This is a genomic window from Pseudonocardia alni, from assembly GCF_002813375.1.
In the GTDB taxonomy this organism is placed as follows: Bacteria; Actinomycetota; Actinomycetes; order Mycobacteriales; family Pseudonocardiaceae; genus Pseudonocardia; species Pseudonocardia alni.
This window is the reverse complement of record NZ_PHUJ01000003.1, coordinates 2216756-2233152: the sequence shown is the minus strand read 5'-3', so window position 1 is coordinate 2233152 and position 16397 is coordinate 2216756. Positions and strand designations below refer to the sequence as shown.

Sequence of the window (16397 nt, the reverse complement as noted above, 5' to 3'; positions counted from 1 at the left end):
GTGAGCCGGGAGGCGGACGCACCGTGTGGCGATGGGACCGCTGGGGGACCGTGGAGTACGACGGTCCCGCGCTCGGTCAGGCGCAGGTCGTGCGGCGGCTGTCGGGGTCGATGGCCCGCGGCGCCGCCCTGGTCGGCGCGGCCACCACGGTGGCCTGCGCCGTCGGCGGGATCGTCGCGGCCGGGGTCCCGGGCCTGTCCGCCGCGGCCCTCGGTGGTCTGCTGGCCACCGGCTCGGCCCTGCTCACGCCGGTGCTGATGCTGCGTACGACCCATCTCGAGCCGGGCGCTGTGATGCTGGCCGCATTCGGCGGCCTCGCGATGAAGGCCATCATTCTCCTGCTCGCCCTGTTCACCCTCGGGGGTGCGCCGGGTCTGCACCGCATGTCACTGGCCGTCACCATGCTCGTCGTCTTCATCACGACGACGGCGGCGGAGGCCTGGGCAGGGCAGAAGCTCCAGATCCTGATCGGCACCGATCCGGGGTCCACAGATGCCTGACCTGGGGTTCGACGACCGTTTCGTCCGTTCCTGCGGCGCCCTCGCGGGCGTCCGCGCGGGCTGTCGAGGGCGTCGGGCGGATGGCCGGGCGGCGACCGCCGGGGGAGTTAACGGTGAATCACCCGACGCGACCCACCGGACCCGATCAAGATCGTTTCGTCGGACGAACGCGCAGGTGAGGTGCGTACGAGCCCCCGACATCGTGTAGAAGTACGGCTGATAGCATCCGCCACGTAGGCGATGTGGGTGACTTCCGGTGTTTCGACCCGGCCGCCCGGAAACACATCGCGCCACGAGGCACCTTGCAGGCGATCCCCCGTTCCGCGTGGATGCGGAACGGGAGCACCGGAAGGACCCCCATTGGGCACGTTGGTACTGGCGGCCGAGGAGTTCACTCCGCCCGGCGCAGGTCTGTTCGAGTACCCGCCGATCTTCGGCGCCGTCACCAAGCCGATGGTGCTGGCGGTCCTGTCGCTGATCATCGTCGCGGCCGTCTTCACGCTGGGCACGCGCAAGCTGTCCATCGTGCCGAGCCGATTCCAGTTCGGACTGGAGTCCTTCTACAACATCCCGCGCAACACGATGGCGCGTGACCAGATCGGCTCCGAGGACTTCAAGCGGTACATCCCGCTGATCCTCGGCCTGTTCAGCTTCATCCTGGTCAACAACATCTTCGCGATCATCCCGGTGATCCAGTTCCCGACGCTGTCGCGGATCGGGTTCCCCATCGCGCTGGCGCTGTTCGTCTACGTCTTCTACCACTACGCCGGGTTCAAGAAGCACGGGTTCTTCGGCTACATCAAGCACGCCGCGCTGCCGCCGGGCGTCCCGGTCTTCATCGCGCCGCTGATCATCGTGATCGAGCTGCTGCAGAAGTTCCTGGTGCAGCCGCTCTCGCTGGCACTGCGTGTGTTCGCCGCGATGTTCGCAGGCCACCTCATCCTCGCCCTGACCGCCGTGGGTGCGGCGTTCCTGGTGTCGGCGGGCTCCGCGCTCGTCATCGCGTCCCCGGTGGTGTTCGCCGCCGGGATCGCGTTCACGTTCCTGGAGGCGCTGGTCCAGGTCATCCAGGCCTACGTCTTCGCCTTGCTGGCAGCCGTGTTCATCGGCGCGGCGATCTCCGAGGACCACTGACAGCACCACCGAGACCCCGGTGCCGCCGGCACCGCGCTCGCACCACCTGCTTCATCCGCCGGCCCGTCCGGGCCGATACACCGAACGACCCGCATCCCGCGGACCCGACGGAAGGAAACCCGAAGTGAACGTCACCCAGGTTCTGGCCCAGGAAGCCGCCAACATCAACCCGGGCCTCGCGGCCATCGGGTTCGGCGCCTCGGCCATCGGCGCCGGTATCGGCGTCGGCCTGATCTGGTCGGCCGTCATCAGCGGCACCGCCCGCCAGCCGGAGGCCCGCGGCCAGCTGATGGGTATCGGCTGGACCACCTTCGTCCTCGCCGAGCTGGTCATGCTGATCGGCCTGGTGCTCTTCTTCATCGCGCAGTAAGAGCCGGCAGATCACTCTCATGCCGGTCCCGGTACCGGCGGCCATGTCAGGGAAGGACACACGGTGGAACTGATTCTCGCCGCCGAACAGCCGCTTCCGATTCTCCCGCACCTCGATGAGCTCGTGCTCGGTGTGGTCGCGTTCGCGATCCTGCTGTTCCTGCTCTGGAAGTTCGCGGTCCCGCGCTTCGAGACGCTCTACGAGGAGCGGACCGACGCGATCGAGGGCGGCCTCAAGCGTGCTCAGGAGACCCAGGAGCAGGCGGACCGGCTGAAGAAGGAGTACGAGGAGCAGCTCGCCGGCCTCCGGGCCGAGGCGGCGCGCATCCGCGACGACGCCCGGGCCGAGGGCCAGCAGATCAAGGCCGAGCTCCGCGAGGAGGCCGAGGCCGAGGCCGCGCGCATCAAGGCCCGTGGCGAGGAGCAGGTGGCCGCGTCACGCGACGCCGCCCAGCGTGCTCTGCGCAACGAGGTCGGGGGCCTGTCGGTCCAGCTGGCCGAGCGCCTGCTGCGCGAGCAGCTGGCCGACGACTCGCGTCGTTCCGCGACGATCGACTCGTTCCTCGGTGAGCTCGACCAGCAGGGCGTGGCCCAGCGGAGCGGGGCGAACTGATGGCGGCTGTCCTGCAGCCCGCCAGCCGTGAGTCCCTCGCGGCGCTGACCGAGCGGTTGGACTCCTGGACCGACTCCGCGTCGGCCCGGGACCTGACCACGACCGCGGACGAGCTGTTCGCGGTGGCCCGGTTCCTGGACTTCGAGCGCTCCGTCCGGCGCCTGCTGGCCGACGCGTCCTCCCCCGAGGACGCCCGCGCGGACCTGGTCCGCCGGCTGTTCGGGTCCCAGCTCTCGCAGCCGACCGTGGACCTCGTCTCCGAGCTGGCGGGCAAGCGCTGGTCCACCCCCCGCGACATCGTCACCGGCGCGGAGGGCCTGGCCCGCCGCACGGCCATCGCGATCGCGGACCGCAACGGCTCCCTCGACGAGGTCGAGGACCAGCTGTTCCGGTTCGGCCGGGTCGTCGCCCGCGAACCGCAGCTGGCGAGCCTGCTCGGCGACGCCGCCCGGCCCGTCGAGGGTCGCGTCCAGCTCCTGGACTCGGTGCTCGGCGAGAAGGTCTACCCGGTGACGGCGGCGCTGCTCCGCGAAGCGGTCCGGCTGCCCCGCAGCCGGCACCTCGACGTCGTCGCCGAGGAGCTCGCCGAGCTCGCGGCGGCCCGCCGGGACCGCTCGGTCGCCAAGGTGCGCACACCCGTCGAGCTCTCCTCCGAGCAGGAGACCACGCTCGCCGAGACACTGGGCCGTATGTACGGCCGCACGATCTCCCTGCAGGTCGAGCTCGACCGGAGCCTCCTCGGAGGCCTGGTCGTGCAGGTCGGCGGCGAGGTCATCGACGGCAGCGTGGCGGGTCGACTCGCCGCAGCTCGCCGATCCCTGCCCAGCTGACCTGCTTCGGACGCGATCGCCGGACCCCGGCGGAACGACCCGAAGACCCCGTTCGAGAGAAGGAACGACGCAGCCATGACAGAGCTGACGATCTCCTCCGAGGAGATCCGGAGTGCGATCTCCAGCTACGTCTCGTCGCTGGAGAGCGGCACGTCCCGCCGTGAGGTCGGGACCGTCGCCGACACCGGTGACGGCATCGCCCACGTCGAGGGTCTGCCCTCGGCCATGACCAACGAGCTGCTCGAGTTCGAGGGCGGCGTCCGCGGTGTCGCGCTGAACCTCGAGCAGAACGAGATCGGTGCGGTCGTCCTGGGCGACTACACCGGCCTCGAGGAGGGCCAGCAGGTCACCCGTACCGGCGAGGTCCTGTCCGTGCCGGTCGGCGAGGGCTACCTGGGCCGGGTCGTCGACCCGCTGGGCAACCCGATCGACGGCCTCGGCGACGTCGAGAGCGACGCCCGCCGCGTGCTCGAGCTCCAGGCGGCCGGCGTGATGGACCGCCAGTCCGTCGGCGAGCCGCTGCAGACCGGGATCAAGGCCATCGACGCCATGACCCCGATCGGCCGCGGCCAGCGCCAGCTGGTGATCGGCGACCGCAAGACCGGCAAGACCGCGGTCTGCGTCGACACGATCATCAACCAGAAGGAGAACTGGGAGTCGGGCGACCCGAAGAAGCAGGTCCGCTGCATCTACGTCGCCATCGGCCAGAAGGGCTCCACGATCGCCGGTGTCCGGCAGTCCCTCGAGGACGCCGGTGCGCTGGAGTACACGACGATCGTCGCGGCCCCCGCGTCCGACCCGGCCGGCTTCAAGTGGCTCGCGCCCTACACCGGCTCGGCCATCGGCCAGCACTGGATGTACCAGGGCAAGCACGTCCTCATCGTGTTCGACGACCTGTCGAAGCAGGCCGAGGCCTACCGCGCGATCTCGCTGCTGCTGCGCCGCCCGCCGGGCCGTGAGGCCTACCCGGGCGACGTCTTCTACCTGCACTCGCGTCTGCTGGAGCGCTGCGCGAAGCTCTCCGACGAGCTCGGCGCGGGGTCGATGACCGGTCTGCCGATCATCGAGACCAAGGCGAACGACGTGTCGGCCTACATCCCGACCAACGTCATCTCGATCACCGACGGCCAGGTCTTCCTCGAGTCCGACCTGTTCAACCAGGGTGTCCGGCCGGCGATCAACGTCGGTATCTCGGTCTCCCGGGTCGGCGGCTCGGCGCAGATCAAGGCCATGAAGACGGTCTCGGGCTCGCTGCGTCTGGACCTGTCGCAGTTCCGTGAGCTGGAGGCGTTCGCCGCCTTCGGTTCCGACCTCGACGCCGCGTCGGCCGCCGCTCTGGGCCGTGGCGAGCGCCTGGTCGAGCTGCTCAAGCAGGCGCAGTACGCGCCGGTCGCGGTGCAGGACCAGGTCGTCTCGATCTGGCTGGGCACCTCCGGCAAGCTCGACTCGGTGCCCGTCGCCGACGTGCAGCGCTTCGAGTCGGAGTTCCGCGAGTACTCGCGTCGCCACGCCTCCGGCGCCCTGAACGAGATCACCGACACCGGGAAGCTCTCCGACGACGCCGTCGAGACGCTGACCAAGTCGGTCGACGAGTTCAAGCGCAACGAGTTCACCGCGTCCGACGGTTCCTCGGTCGTCCCCAAGGAGAAGGCCGAGAAGGCCCTCGACGAGGACGATGTCGAGCAGGAGACCGTCACGGTCAAGAAGAACTGAGGCTGATACCCGATGGCGGCACAGATCCGGGTGCTGCGCCGGCGTATCCGGTCGACGCAGTCCATCAAGAAGATCACCCGTTCCCAGGAGCTGATCGCGACCTCACGGATCGCGAAGGCCCGGGCGCGGGTGGACGAGGCACGTCCGTACGCCGAGCTGATGACGAGCACCCTGTCGGAGCTCGCGTCGAACTCGGCGCTGGACCACCCGCTGCTCGTCGAGCGGGAGCAGCCGAAGCGGGCCGCGGTCCTGGTCGTCACCAGTGACCGAGGTCAGTGCGGCGGCTACAACGCCAACGTCCTCAAGGAGGCCGAGCAGCTCCAGGCCCTGCTCCGTGAGCAGGGCAAGGAGCCGGTCCTCTACGTGATCGGCCGCAAGGGCGTCTCGTACTACCGGTTCCGCAACCGGGAGATCGAGGAGTCGTGGACCGGATTCTCCGAGCAGCCCGGCTACGAGCACGCGGCCGAGGCGGCGAAGACCCTGGTCGACGCGTTCATGGCCGGTGAGGACGACCACGACGGCAACACCGACGGTGTGACCGGCGTGGACGAGCTGCACCTCGTCTACACCAGCTTCAAGAACATGATCACCCAGGTGCCGCAGGCCCGGCGGATGGCTCCGCTCGAGGTCGAGTACGCGGCCGACAGCGCCTCCTCGAGGCCGGTCGGTGCCGGGTCGGAGCTGCCCTCGGTCGCCCGCGACGCCGACGCCGACACGGCCGAGAGCCAGCGGGACCACCCGGAGAGCAAGGGGCTCCAGCCGCTCTACGAGTTCGAGCCGGACCCGGACACGCTCTTCGACGCGCTGCTGCCGAAGTACATCGGGGCCCGCCTCTACGCGGCCCTGCTGGAGTCGGCGGCATCGGAGTCGGCGAACCGGCAGCGGGCCATGAAGGCCGCGACGGACAACGCCAACGAATTGATCCGTAGCCTGACCCTGGAGGCCAACCAGGCTCGCCAGGCACAGATCACCCAGGAGATCAGCGAGATCGTCGGTGGGGTCGACGCTCTCGCCAGCGCAGGAAGTGAGAGCTGATGACCACGACCGCCGAAACTTCGGCCGGCCCGATCACCGGGCGCGTCGTCCAGGTGACCGGCCCGGTCGTCGACGTCGAGTTCCCGCGTGACCAGGTCCCGAACCTGCTCAACGCCCTCACGCTGGAGGTGGACCTCTCCGGCGACAAGCGCAAGCTGACGCTGGAGATCGCCACGCACCTGGGTGACAACCTGGTCCGGGCCATCTCCATGCAGCCGACCGACGGCGTCGTGCGCGGCCAGGAGGTCACCGACCTCGGCCGCCCGATCTCCGTGCCGGTGGGCGACCAGGTCAAGGGCCACGTGTTCAATGCCCTCGGCGACTGCCTGGACGACCCGTCCATCCAGTTCACCGGTGACCTGCGGTCGATCCACCAGAAGGCCCCGCGCTTCGACGAGCTCGAGGGCAAGACCGAGATGCTGGAGACCGGCATCAAGGTCCTGGACCTGATGACGCCCTACGTCGTCGGCGGCAAGATCGGTCTGTTCGGTGGTGCCGGCGTCGGCAAGACCGTGCTGATCCAGGAGATGATCCAGCGTGTCGCGCTGAACTTCGGTGGCACCTCGGTGTTCGCCGGCGTCGGTGAGCGCACCCGTGAGGGCAACGACCTCATCACGGAGATGACCGAGTCGGGCGTCATGAAGAACACCGCTCTGGTGTTCGGTCAGATGGACGAGCCGCCGGGCACCCGTATGCGCGTCGCGCTCTCCGCGCTGACCATGGCGGAGTACTTCCGTGACGTGCAGGAGCAGGACGTGCTCCTGTTCATCGACAACATCTTCCGGTTCACCCAGGCCGGCCAGGAGGTCTCGACCCTCCTCGGCCGCATGCCGTCCGCGGTGGGCTACCAGCCCACCCTGGCCGACGAGATGGGCGAGCTGCAGGAGCGGATCACCTCGACCCGCGGTCGTTCGATCACCTCGATGCAGGCGATCTACGTCCCCGCGGACGACTACACCGACCCGGCTCCGGCGACGACGTTCGCGCACCTCGACGCCACCACCGAGCTCTCCCGGCCGATCTCCCAGAAGGGGATCTACCCGGCGGTGGACCCGCTGACCTCGACCTCGCGGATCCTGGACCCGCAGTACGTCGGTGACGAGCACTTCCGCGTCGCCAACGAGGTCAAGCGGATCCTGCAGAAGTACAACGACCTGCAGGACATCATCGCCATCCTCGGTATCGACGAGCTGTCCGAGGAGGACAAGCAGCTCGTCGGCCGGGCGCGTCGCATCGAGCGCTTCCTGTCGCAGAACCTGCTGGTCGCCGAGCAGTTCACCGGCCAGCCGGGCTCGACGGTCCCGCTCAAGGAGACGATCGAGGCGTTCGACAAGATCGCCAAGGGCGAGTTCGACGACGTCCCCGAGCAGGCGTTCTTCCTCTGCGGCGGTCTCGACGACCTGGAGAAGAACCGCAAGAAGCTCGAGGGCTGATCACCGATGCCTGCTGAGATGACCGTGGAGCTGGTCTCCGTGGAGCGCCGGCTGTGGTCGGGCGACGCACGCTTCGTGCTCGCCCGGACCACGGTCGGCGAGGTCGGCATCCTGCCCGGCCACCAGCCGATGCTGGCCCAGATGGAAGAGGCCGGGGTCGTCCGCATCGACTCCACCGACGGCTCGAAGCGCACCATCGCGGTGCACGGCGGGTTCCTGTCGGTGTCGGCGGAGCGGGTGTCCATCCTGGCCGAGTTCGCCGAGCAGGCGGACGAGATCGATGTCGAGCGGGCCCGGCGGGCGCGCGACGGCGCCGACTCGTCCACCGACGAGGGCAGATCGGCGATCGCCCGGGCCGAGGCCCGCCTTCGGGCGGCCGAGGCGAACTAGCACGGGGACCGGGCAGGCAGTGGAGCTCATCGCGGCGTTCGTCGGAGTTCTGCTGCTGTGCCTGGTCGTCCCCTTGGTCTGGCTCGCCGTACGGCGGGTACGACTCATGCGCAACGGCGGTGTGGACCTGTGTCTGCGCCGCCGTTTCGCTGTCACGGACTGGCACTTCGGCGTCGGGCGCTACGAGGGCGAGCGGTTCGCCTGGTACCGCCTGACCAGCTTCCGGATCGGTGCGACCGTCGTGATGGACCGGGCCGACCTGGAGATCGTGGACCGGCGGCCGCCGCACCGGTCGGAGGAGTTCGCGATCCCGATGGCGGTCGAGGTGCTGCGCTGCCGCGGCCGCGACGCCGCGGGCCGGGGCATCGACGTCGAGCTGGCGATGTCGGCGGGCGTCCGCACCGGCTTCATGGCCTGGCTGGAGTCCACCCCGCCGGGGCAGGGGCACGGCTACCGCGAGGCGTCCTGACCTCGCCGGATCGGTAGCTCTACGGACCTGTCGTCCGTTCTGTCCGTTCTATGCTGCCGCCGTGGATCTGGTCCTCCTGGCGTTCGCGGGCATTCTCGGCCGGCTGGCGTGGACGTCGTTCCGCGAGGCCCGCGACGGGCACGCCCGCTGGACGCGCGGCCTGGCCGCGACCCCGGTGACGGTCGCGGAGCTCGTCGCCATGGCCGGGTCCGTCCGCGACGAGCTCGACGCCCCGGCGTTCCGTCAGGTGGTGTCGCTGTCCGGCACCGTCGAGCCGCTCGACGACGAGGCACGCCCGGCCCCGCTGACCGGGGTCGACTCGGTCTGGTTCCGGTTCGTCGAGGAGGCGCTCTCCCGCGGCCGGGACGACCGGGAGGAACGGCAGGTCGTCGCCGAGCAGCGGCGGGAGCGGCCGTTCCGGCTGACCGACGGTGGCGCGGAGGTCGTGGTCGACCCCCGTGACGCGCGCACCGAGATCCCGGTCGCCGAGCGCCGCCGGGTCACCGACGACGGCGGGGGCCGCGAGTTCGGCCTGTTCCGCCTCGTCGACCCGACGGTGGCCCGAGAGCGCACCGAGTGGCGGATCGAGCCGGGCTCCCGGCTCACCGTGGTGGGGGAGGCCCGGCTGTCCGGGGACCGGGTACGGCTGTCCGCCGCGGCCGGCCACCCGCTCACGCTCACCGTCGCCGAGCGCGGCGACCACCTGGAGCGCAGCCGGAGGCGCAGCGGCACCGCGATGCGGCGTGCCGTGGCGTTCGGCTGCGGCGCCGTCGTCGCGCTGCTGGTGGCGGTGCTGACCTGAGCGGGCCGTCCGGAGCGGGTCCGGTCAGGTGTCCGTGGTCGGTGCTCCGTGCGGGCCGCCCGGCTGCCACAGGACGTCGCCGTCGGGGTTCGCGACCCGGCCGAGGATGAACAGCAGGTCCGAGAGCCGGTTGAGGTACTGCGCGGTCAGCGGGTTGGTGTGCTCCCGGTCGACCTCCAGCAGGCCCCACACCGACCGCTCGGCACGCCGGGTGACGGTCCGGGCGACGTGCAGGTACGCCGCGCCCGGGGTGCCGCCGGGGAGGATGAAGGAGTTGAGCTTGGGCAGCTCGGGGTTGAACTCGTCGCACCAGCCCTCGAGCCGGGTCACATAGCCCTCGGTGACCCGCAGCGGCGGGTACTCGGGGTTCTCGACGATCGGGGTGCACAGGTCGGCACCGACGTCGAACAGGTCGTTCTGGATCTGCCGCAGCGGGTCGACGACCCGTTCCGGGAGTCCCCCGACGGTCACGGCGACCCCGATCGCGGCGTTCGCCTCGTCGGTGTCGGCGTAGGCCGCCAGCCGGGCATCGGTCTTCCGGACCCGGCTGAAGTCGCCCAGGGCCGTCGTACCGTCGTCGCCGGTCTTCGTGTAGATCCGCGTGAGATGCACCGCCACCCCGACAGGCTAGGGGCGCCGGTGCCTCGGCGACCAGATGCGGGGGTGCGCCGGACGGTCCGAAGGGTCAGGGCCGTCCGGGCCGGGCATCCGGCGCGGTGACGGTCCCGTTACCGTTCCCGGCGTGGTGGAGCATTTCGCGGTCAACGGCGGGGCCCGGCTGAGCGGGTCCGTCGACGTCGTCGGGGCGAAGAACAGCGTGCTCAAGCTCATGGCGGCGGCGCTGCTGGCCGAGGGACGGACGACGCTCGAGAACTGCCCGGAGATCCTGGACGTGCCGCTGATGGCCGACGTCCTGCGGAGCCTGGGCTGCACGGTCGCGATCGAGGGTTCGACCGTGCACATCGACGTGCCCGCCGACCCCGGGGCTGAGGCCGACTACCGTTCGGTCTCCAAGCTGCGCGCGTCGGTGTGCGTGCTCGGGCCGCTGGTCGCGCGCTGCCGGCGGGCGGTCGTCCCGCTCCCCGGGGGCGACGCGATCGGTTCGCGGCCGCTGGACATGCACCAGAACGGGCTGCGCAAGCTCGGCGCGACCACCGACATCGTGCACGGCAGCGTCACCGCGACGGCGGGCGACCTGCACGGCGCGCAGATCTGGCTGGACTTCCCGAGCGTCGGCGCGACCGAGAACATCCTGATGGCCGCGGTGCTCGCCGAGGGCACGACGGTGATCGACAACGCGGCCCGCGAGCCGGAGATCGTCGACCTCTGCGTGATGCTGCAGCAGATGGGCGCGAAGCTCGAGGGGGTCGGGAGCTCCACGCTGACCGTGCACGGCGTCGCGGGGCTGCAGCCGACCACGCACCGCGTCATCGGGGATCGGATCGTCGGTGCGACCTGGGCGTTCGCGGCCGCCATGACCCGGGGCGAGGTCACCGTGCGCGGCGTCGACCCGCACCACATCGACCTGGTCCTCGACAAGCTCCGCAGCGCGGGCGCCGAGATCGCCACCGCCGAGCAGGAGTTCTCGGTCGCGATGCCCGGCCGCCCGGAGGCGGTCGACTTCGTGACGCTGCCCTACCCGGGCTTCGCGACGGACCTGCAGCCGATGGCGATCGCGCTGTCCGCCGTCGCCGAGGGCACGTCGATGATCACCGAGAACGTGTTCGAGGCGCGCTTCCGCTTCGTCGACGAGATGGTGCGCCTGGGTGCGGACGCCCGCACCGACGGGCACCACGCCGTCGTACGGGGGCGGCCGGAGCTGTCCAGCGCGCCGGTGTGGGCCAGCGACATCCGGGCCGGCGCCGGGCTGGTGCTGGCCGGGCTGTGCGCACGGGGCACCACCGAGGTCTGGGACGTCGCGCACATCGACCGCGGCTACCCGCGGTTCGTGGAGAACCTGTCCGCGCTCGGCGCCGACATCCGGCGGGTCGCGGGCGAGCCGGAGCGGTAGACGCTCGGCCCGCAGGGGCGCCGACGGCGGCTCGCCGTGGCGGCGCCGGTACCCGGCGGCGAACCGGCCGGGGTGGGCGACACCCCTCGGCGCGACACGGCCCGGGTGCGGCCTCGCCGTTGCTCCGAACGGCCCACCAGCCCGGCGGACCGGTCCGCGCCGTGCCACCCTTCGCGTCGACTCGACGAGGAGGCCCGTCATGGTGAGCACTCCCGACGCCGCGGACGTCTCGCAGGCCGGCCGCAAGGCGGGCCGCGGGGCGCGGGACGCCGCGCACTCGACACCGGTGCGCGTCGCCGCCCGGGTCGGCATCGCCGCGAACGGGGTGCTGCACCTGCTGATCGGCTGGCTCGCCGTCCAGATCGCGCTCGGCTCGGGCGGGCAGGCCGACCAGAGCGGCGCCCTCGGGGCGATCGCCGCCGAGCCGGCGGGCCGGGTGTTCCTGTGGGTGCTGGTGGTCGGGTTCGCCGCGGTCGTCCTGTGGCGGACGGTCTCGGCGGTGTGGGGCTTCCACTACGTCGGCGACAGCACGAAGCGGACGGTGAAGCGGGTCGTCGCCGGCGGGCAGGCGGTCGTCTACGCCGTGCTGGCCGTCACCGCGGCGACCACCGCGGTCAGCGGGCGCGCCTCGAGCGGCGGTGGTGGGCGGGCGACCGCCGGACTGCTCGGCCTGCCGGGCGGGCAGGTCCTCACCGCGCTCGTCGGGCTGGGTGTGCTGGTCTGCGGCGGCGTGCTGGCCTGGAACGGCTACCGGAAGAAGTTCACCGAGGACCAGGACCTCGGCGGCGCCGACAGCCGGCTGCGGCGGATCAACGCCCGTACCGGGCAGGCCGGGTACATCGCCAAGGGGATCGCGATCGGTGTGCTGGGCATCCTGCTGGGCGTCGCCGCGCTGACCTTCGACCCACAGCGCGCGAACGGGCTGGACTCGGCGCTCAAGACGCTGCGCGAGCAGCCCTACGGGGTGTTCCTGCTGGTCGCGGTGGGCGTCGGGATCGCCTGCTACGGGGTGTTCTGCTTCCTCGACGCCCGCTACCACCGGGTGGACTGAGCGCTCAGTCCAGGGAGCGGCGGCTCAGCACCACGCGGGCGTCCTTCACGTCGCGGGGGAAGACGAGCAGCGCCCAGCCGCCGCCGTCGGCGCGCGAGGTCGTCGCGCGGATGCCCTCGGAGCGCAGCCGGTCGCGCAGCACGCGGGCGGCCTCCTGGCCCGGTACCCGGGAGACCTCGGTGAGCAGCCCGGTGGCCACCGGGTCGTCCGGGTCGTCGGTGGGCAGCGCGTGGTGCTTCTGGTGGCCGTAGGTCCAGCGCAGCAGCAGCCCGAGCACCAGCAGCACCACCGCCAGGCCGATGACGGCGCCGAGCCGCGGGACCAGGTCGAGCTCCATCCGCCGATGGTCGCACCCGGACGGGCGACGCGCCCTGTCCGAGGGGTCGGGTGGTGAACCGATCCAGCGCTCGGTTTCCCGCGCGCGTCGCGTACTTTGCCGAACACGCCGACTGTGACGAGGGACGACTCCGTGCCCGTCGCCGGCTACTGACGAGTAGTCTCTGTCCGCATCACAGGCAGTGCCGACTGTGCTCCCGCGACGACACGGAGGTTCCGGTGCCGTACCCCACCGATCGTGAGCGCGACCGTCCGTGGGTGATCCGCACCTACGCCGGTCACTCCTCGGCGGAGAAGACCAACGAGCTCTACCGCCGCAACCTGGCCAAGGGGCAGACGGGTCTGTCCGTGGCCTTCGACCTCCCGACCCAGACCGGCTACGACCCGGACGACGAGCTCGCCAAGGGCGAGGTCGGCAAGGTCGGCGTGCCGGTCAGCCACATCGGTGACATGCGCACGCTCTTCGAGGGGATCCCGGTCGCCGAGGCCAACACCTCGATGACGATCAACGCCCCGGCGATGTGGCTGCTCGCGCTGTACGTGGCCGTCGCCGAGGAGCAGGCGGAGCAGTCCGGCCTGGACTACGCCGAGGTCCGCGCGAAGCTGGCCGGGACGACCCAGAACGACATCGTCAAGGAGTACCTGTCGCGGGGCACCTACGTGTTCCCGCCCGGGCCCAGCCTGCGGCTGATCACCGACATGGTCGCCTGGTCGGTCGGCGAGATCCCCAAGTGGAACCCCATCAACATCTGCAGCTACCACCTGCAGGAGGCCGGGGCCACACCGACGCAGGAGCTGGCCTACGCGCTGTCCACGGCGATCGCCGTCCTCGACTCGGTGCGCGACTCCGGGCAGGTGCCGCCCGAGAAGTTCGGCGACGTGGTCGGGCGCATCTCGTTCTTCGTCAACGCGGGCATCCGGTTCGTCGAGGAGATGTGCAAGCTCCGGGCGCTGGGCAGGCTCTGGGACGAGATCACCCTCGAGCGCTACGGCGTGCAGAACCCCAAGCAGCGGCGCCTGCGCTACGGGGTGCAGGTCAACTCGCTCGGCCTGACCGAGGCACAGCCGGAGAACAACGTCCAGCGCATCGTGCTGGAGATGCTCGCCGTGACCCTGTCCAAGGACGCCCGGGCCCGTGCGGTCCAGCTGCCCGCCTGGAACGAGGCGCTGGGCCTGCCGCGGCCCTGGGACCAGCAGTGGGCGCTGCGGATGCAGCAGGTGCTGGCCTACGAGACCGACCTGCTGGAGTACGAGGACATCTTCGACGGGTCCCGCGTGGTCGAGGCGAAGGTGTCCGAGCTCGTCGAGGGAGCCCGCGCCGAGATCGACCGGGTGCAGGAGATGGGCGGGGCGGTCGCGGCCGTCGAGTCCGGCTACATGAAGGGCGAGCTGGTCAACTCCCTGGCCGCCCGCCGTCGCCGGCTGGAGTCCGGCGACGAGGTCGTGGTCGGGGTCAACAAGTTCGACACGACCGAGCCGAGCCCGCTGCAGGCCGAGGGCGCCGAGGCGATCTTCACCGTCGACCCGGCGACCGAGCGGTCCGCCGTCGAGGCGATCCGCGAGTGGCGCGCCGCGCGGGACCAGGACGCCGTCGACGAGGCGCTGCGGGCGCTGCGCGACGCGGCCAAGACCGAGCAGAACCTCATGCAGGTCTCGATCGACTGCGCCAAGGCGGGCGTGACCACCGGCGAGTGGTCGGGAGCGCTGCGCGAGGTGTTCGGGGAATTCCGGGCCCCGACCGGGGTGGCCGGCGCCAGCATGTCCGGCGAGGGCGCCACCGAGATCTCCGAGGTCCGCGAGCGGGTCCGCGCCACCGGTGACGAGCTGGGCCAGCGGTTGCGCATGCTGGTCGGCAAACCCGGCCTGGACGGCCACTCCAACGGCGCCGAGCAGGTCGCCGTCCGCGCCCGCGACGTCGGGTTCGAGGTCGTCTACCAGGGGATCCGGCTCACTCCGTCGCAGATCGTGGCGGCCGCGGTGCAGGAGGGTGTGCACGCCGTCGGGCTGTCGGTGCTGTCCGGGTCGCACCTGGAGGTCGTGCCCGCGGTCGTGCAGGGGCTGCGCGACGCCGGTGCCGGGGAGGTCCCGGTCGTCGTCGGCGGGATCATCCCGCCCGAGGACGAGAAGCGGCTGCGCGAGGGCGGGGTCGCGGCGGTGTTCACGCCCAAGAACTTCCGGCTGACCGGGATGATGGACGAGATCGTCACCCTGATCCGGAAGTCCCAGGGGCTGGACTGAGTCAGCCCAGCCGCGTGCGCGCGGTACCGGCGAGGCGGGCGGCCAGGTCGCACAGCTCGCCGGTACCGAGGCCGCCCTCGGCGGTCGTGACCCGCAGCACCTCCGACATGGGCCGCCCGTTGGTGCCGACGAAGTCCCGGACGGGCACCTCGGCGTTGCAGGCGGTGTCGCCGTCGGCGCGTGTCCAGGTGCCGGTGCCGGGACCCGGCGGGCGTCGGTGCCCCGCGGGTCGTCGTAGCGGTCGAAGGACAGGGTGATCTGCAGGGCGTCGTCGGCGTCGCCCGCGCCCCAGCCGCACGCCGGCCCGCGACGTCGCGGAAGAACTCCGAGCGGATCGGCCCGGGCAGCACGGTCAGGTCCTCCGGACGCAGCAGGGTGCACCCGTCCGCAGCCCACAGCGCGCTCGGCGTCGGCGGTGTGCGGCGGGGTACACCGTGGGCCAGGGCCGCCGCCGACGACGCGGCCGCTTCGGCGGGGGCGCGCGGTCCGGGGCCACCTGCGCCCCGATCCGGGCGGCGACGCCGGACGGCAGCGGTCCGGATCGGAGGAGCAACGCCGCGAGGCTCTCCGCGGGCACGTTCTCCATGATCAGCAGCGGGCCGCCGTCGAGTTCCAGGACGTCGAAGACGGTGACGATCCGGCCGTGGTGCAGCTGCGCGGCGACCGCGGCCTCCCGAGCCGCTCGCCGACGGTGTAGCGCCCGGCGACGACGGTGCCCGGGACCAGGACCGTGCTCACGGTGTCTCCCGGTCCAGTGCGTCGAGGTCGGCCGCGGCGATCGTGCGGCTGCGGACGAGCTCGGCGACGAGGTTCTCGTCCAGCGCGTCGCCGACCGGCGGCTCCACCCCCTCGGCGAGCAGCCCGGCGACACCCGCGGAGGAGAGCCGCTCGCGGACCGCACGCACGGTGTGCTCGGCCCGTCGGTGGGTCCAGCCCGCCTCCGGGGCCAGCGCCAGCATGCCCTCCCCGACCTGCCGCCAGCGCTGGGGCGTGGGGCGGGAGTCGCCCTGCAGATGGCGCCGGGCCGGCAGCACGACGACCCGGCGCTCGTCGGGTTCCAGCGGCCAGACCGGGGGCTCATAGGTGTGCGCGTCGGGTGGGAGGGCGCCGGTGCCACCCGGTTCCGGGCCGCTCACCCGAACCTCCAGGGCGTGCCCGCGCCCGGGGGAGCCGAGCACGGTCAGCAGCGTGTGGCCGGCCGCCGGCGGCACGGGTGGATCGCCCGGGCGCAGCTCCGTGCCCGCGGGCAGCCGGATCGCGGTCGGCCGCCGTTGTGCACCCACCACCGGCCGTCGTCGAAGCGCAGGAGGCCGTGCTCACGGCTGATCCGCAGGTCGTCGAGCGCCAGGTGCACCAGCGGCCGCTTGCGGCCGAAGACGACCTCACGGCCCTGGCGCGGACCGAACGTCGCGCTGCTCTCGAGGGTCCGTGCGTACCACGTCTGCTCGCCGCAGATCTGGTCCACGCCCGGTC

20 protein-coding genes are annotated in these 16397 nt (G+C 71.6%); 14 read left to right on the top strand and 6 right to left on the bottom strand.

What is annotated here, in order from left to right:
* Positions 1-23 precede the first annotated feature (23 nt).
* The 11 genes from ATL51_RS11300 (at position 24) to ATL51_RS11250 (ending at position 9288) form a co-directional block, all read left to right on the top strand.
* Positions 24-500, top strand: a complete 477-nt coding sequence (locus ATL51_RS11300; protein ID WP_157818324.1) for a hypothetical protein — start codon at positions 24-26, stop codon at positions 498-500.
* 360 nt (positions 501-860) lie between these two features.
* Positions 861-1634, top strand: coding sequence for a F0F1 ATP synthase subunit A (gene atpB / locus ATL51_RS11295; RefSeq protein WP_062397367.1), 774 nt, complete (start codon positions 861-863; stop codon positions 1632-1634).
* A gap of 124 nt (positions 1635-1758) precedes the next feature.
* The gene (locus tag ATL51_RS11290; protein ID WP_020621511.1) at positions 1759-2004 is read left to right on the top strand and encodes an ATP synthase subunit c family protein; all 246 of its coding nucleotides are present in this window, start codon (positions 1759-1761) and stop codon (positions 2002-2004) included.
* 63 nt (positions 2005-2067) lie between these two features.
* On the top strand, positions 2068-2616 hold the full coding sequence (locus tag ATL51_RS11285) for a F0F1 ATP synthase subunit B (RefSeq protein WP_062397364.1): 549 nt from the start codon (positions 2068-2070) through the stop codon (positions 2614-2616).
* Complete coding sequence (locus ATL51_RS11280) at positions 2616-3446, top strand: F0F1 ATP synthase subunit delta (RefSeq protein WP_100878599.1); 831 nt, start codon at positions 2616-2618, stop codon at positions 3444-3446. The genes ATL51_RS11285 and ATL51_RS11280 overlap by 1 nt, the downstream gene beginning before the upstream one ends.
* 75 nt (positions 3447-3521) lie before the next feature.
* Positions 3522-5159 carry a F0F1 ATP synthase subunit alpha gene (gene atpA / locus ATL51_RS11275; RefSeq protein WP_100878598.1) on the top strand — a complete coding sequence of 546 codons (1638 nt, stop codon included), beginning with the start codon at positions 3522-3524 and terminating at the stop codon, positions 5157-5159.
* A gap of 12 nt (positions 5160-5171) precedes the next feature.
* Positions 5172-6194 carry a F0F1 ATP synthase subunit gamma gene (locus ATL51_RS11270; protein ID WP_100878597.1) on the top strand — a complete coding sequence of 341 codons (1023 nt, stop codon included), beginning with the start codon at positions 5172-5174 and terminating at the stop codon, positions 6192-6194.
* A complete protein-coding gene (atpD, locus tag ATL51_RS11265; RefSeq protein WP_062397356.1) occupies positions 6194-7627 on the top strand; it encodes a F0F1 ATP synthase subunit beta in 1434 nt (477 codons plus the stop codon). Before ATL51_RS11270 ends, atpD begins: the two co-directional genes overlap by 1 nt.
* A gap of 18 nt (positions 7628-7645) precedes the next feature.
* Positions 7646-8017: a F0F1 ATP synthase subunit epsilon gene (locus ATL51_RS11260; RefSeq protein WP_100878596.1), complete on the top strand. Its 372-nt coding sequence runs from the start codon at positions 7646-7648 to the stop codon at positions 8015-8017.
* A gap of 19 nt (positions 8018-8036) precedes the next feature.
* A complete protein-coding gene (locus tag ATL51_RS11255) occupies positions 8037-8486 on the top strand; it encodes a DUF2550 domain-containing protein (RefSeq protein ID WP_062397354.1) in 450 nt (149 codons plus the stop codon).
* Between the two features lie 61 nt (positions 8487-8547).
* Complete coding sequence (locus ATL51_RS11250; RefSeq protein ID WP_100878594.1) at positions 8548-9288, top strand: GIDE domain-containing protein; 741 nt, start codon at positions 8548-8550, stop codon at positions 9286-9288.
* Between the two features lie 24 nt (positions 9289-9312).
* Here the strand turns inward: ATL51_RS11250 and ATL51_RS11245 are convergent, their stop codons facing one another.
* Positions 9313-9906: a cob(I)yrinic acid a,c-diamide adenosyltransferase gene (locus ATL51_RS11245; RefSeq protein ID WP_100878593.1), complete on the bottom strand. Its 594-nt coding sequence runs from the start codon at positions 9904-9906 to the stop codon at positions 9313-9315.
* 124 nt (positions 9907-10030) lie between these two features.
* Here ATL51_RS11245 and murA point away from each other — a divergent pair, with 124 nt between their 5' ends.
* The gene (gene murA, locus ATL51_RS11240) at positions 10031-11299 is read left to right on the top strand and encodes a UDP-N-acetylglucosamine 1-carboxyvinyltransferase (RefSeq protein ID WP_100878592.1); all 1269 of its coding nucleotides are present in this window, start codon (positions 10031-10033) and stop codon (positions 11297-11299) included.
* Positions 11300-11498: 199 nt separating this feature from the next.
* Positions 11499-12350, top strand: coding sequence for a DUF1206 domain-containing protein (locus ATL51_RS11235; protein WP_100878591.1), 852 nt, complete (start codon positions 11499-11501; stop codon positions 12348-12350).
* Between the two features lie 4 nt (positions 12351-12354).
* On the opposite strand, the gene ATL51_RS11230 is transcribed toward ATL51_RS11235, so the two are convergent.
* On the bottom strand, positions 12355-12687 hold the full coding sequence (locus tag ATL51_RS11230) for a hypothetical protein (RefSeq protein ID WP_062397345.1): 333 nt from the start codon (positions 12685-12687) through the stop codon (positions 12355-12357).
* A gap of 218 nt (positions 12688-12905) precedes the next feature.
* Here ATL51_RS11230 and ATL51_RS11225 point away from each other — a divergent pair, with 218 nt between their 5' ends.
* On the top strand, positions 12906-14924 hold the full coding sequence (locus tag ATL51_RS11225; protein WP_100878590.1) for a protein meaA: 2019 nt from the start codon (positions 12906-12908) through the stop codon (positions 14922-14924).
* 1 nt (position 14925) lies between these two features.
* Here the strand turns inward: ATL51_RS11225 and ATL51_RS28155 are convergent, their stop codons facing one another.
* From ATL51_RS28155 to ATL51_RS11215, 4 genes are all read right to left on the bottom strand, one after another.
* Positions 14926-15072, bottom strand: a complete 147-nt coding sequence (locus tag ATL51_RS28155; RefSeq protein WP_157818323.1) for a hypothetical protein — start codon at positions 15070-15072, stop codon at positions 14926-14928.
* Positions 15073-15512: 440 nt separating this feature from the next.
* Positions 15513-15662: a hypothetical protein gene (locus ATL51_RS28150; RefSeq protein WP_157818322.1), complete on the bottom strand. Its 150-nt coding sequence runs from the start codon at positions 15660-15662 to the stop codon at positions 15513-15515.
* Positions 15659-16102 (bottom strand): hypothetical protein, encoded by a 444-nt coding sequence (locus tag ATL51_RS11220; RefSeq protein WP_157818321.1) that lies wholly within the window; start codon positions 16100-16102, stop codon positions 15659-15661. Before ATL51_RS11220 ends, ATL51_RS28150 begins: the two co-directional genes overlap by 4 nt.
* Before the next feature lie 2 nt (positions 16103-16104).
* Positions 16105-16389: an FHA domain-containing protein gene (locus tag ATL51_RS11215; RefSeq protein ID WP_100878588.1), complete on the bottom strand. Its 285-nt coding sequence runs from the start codon at positions 16387-16389 to the stop codon at positions 16105-16107.
* Positions 16390-16397: the final 8 nt, after the last annotated feature.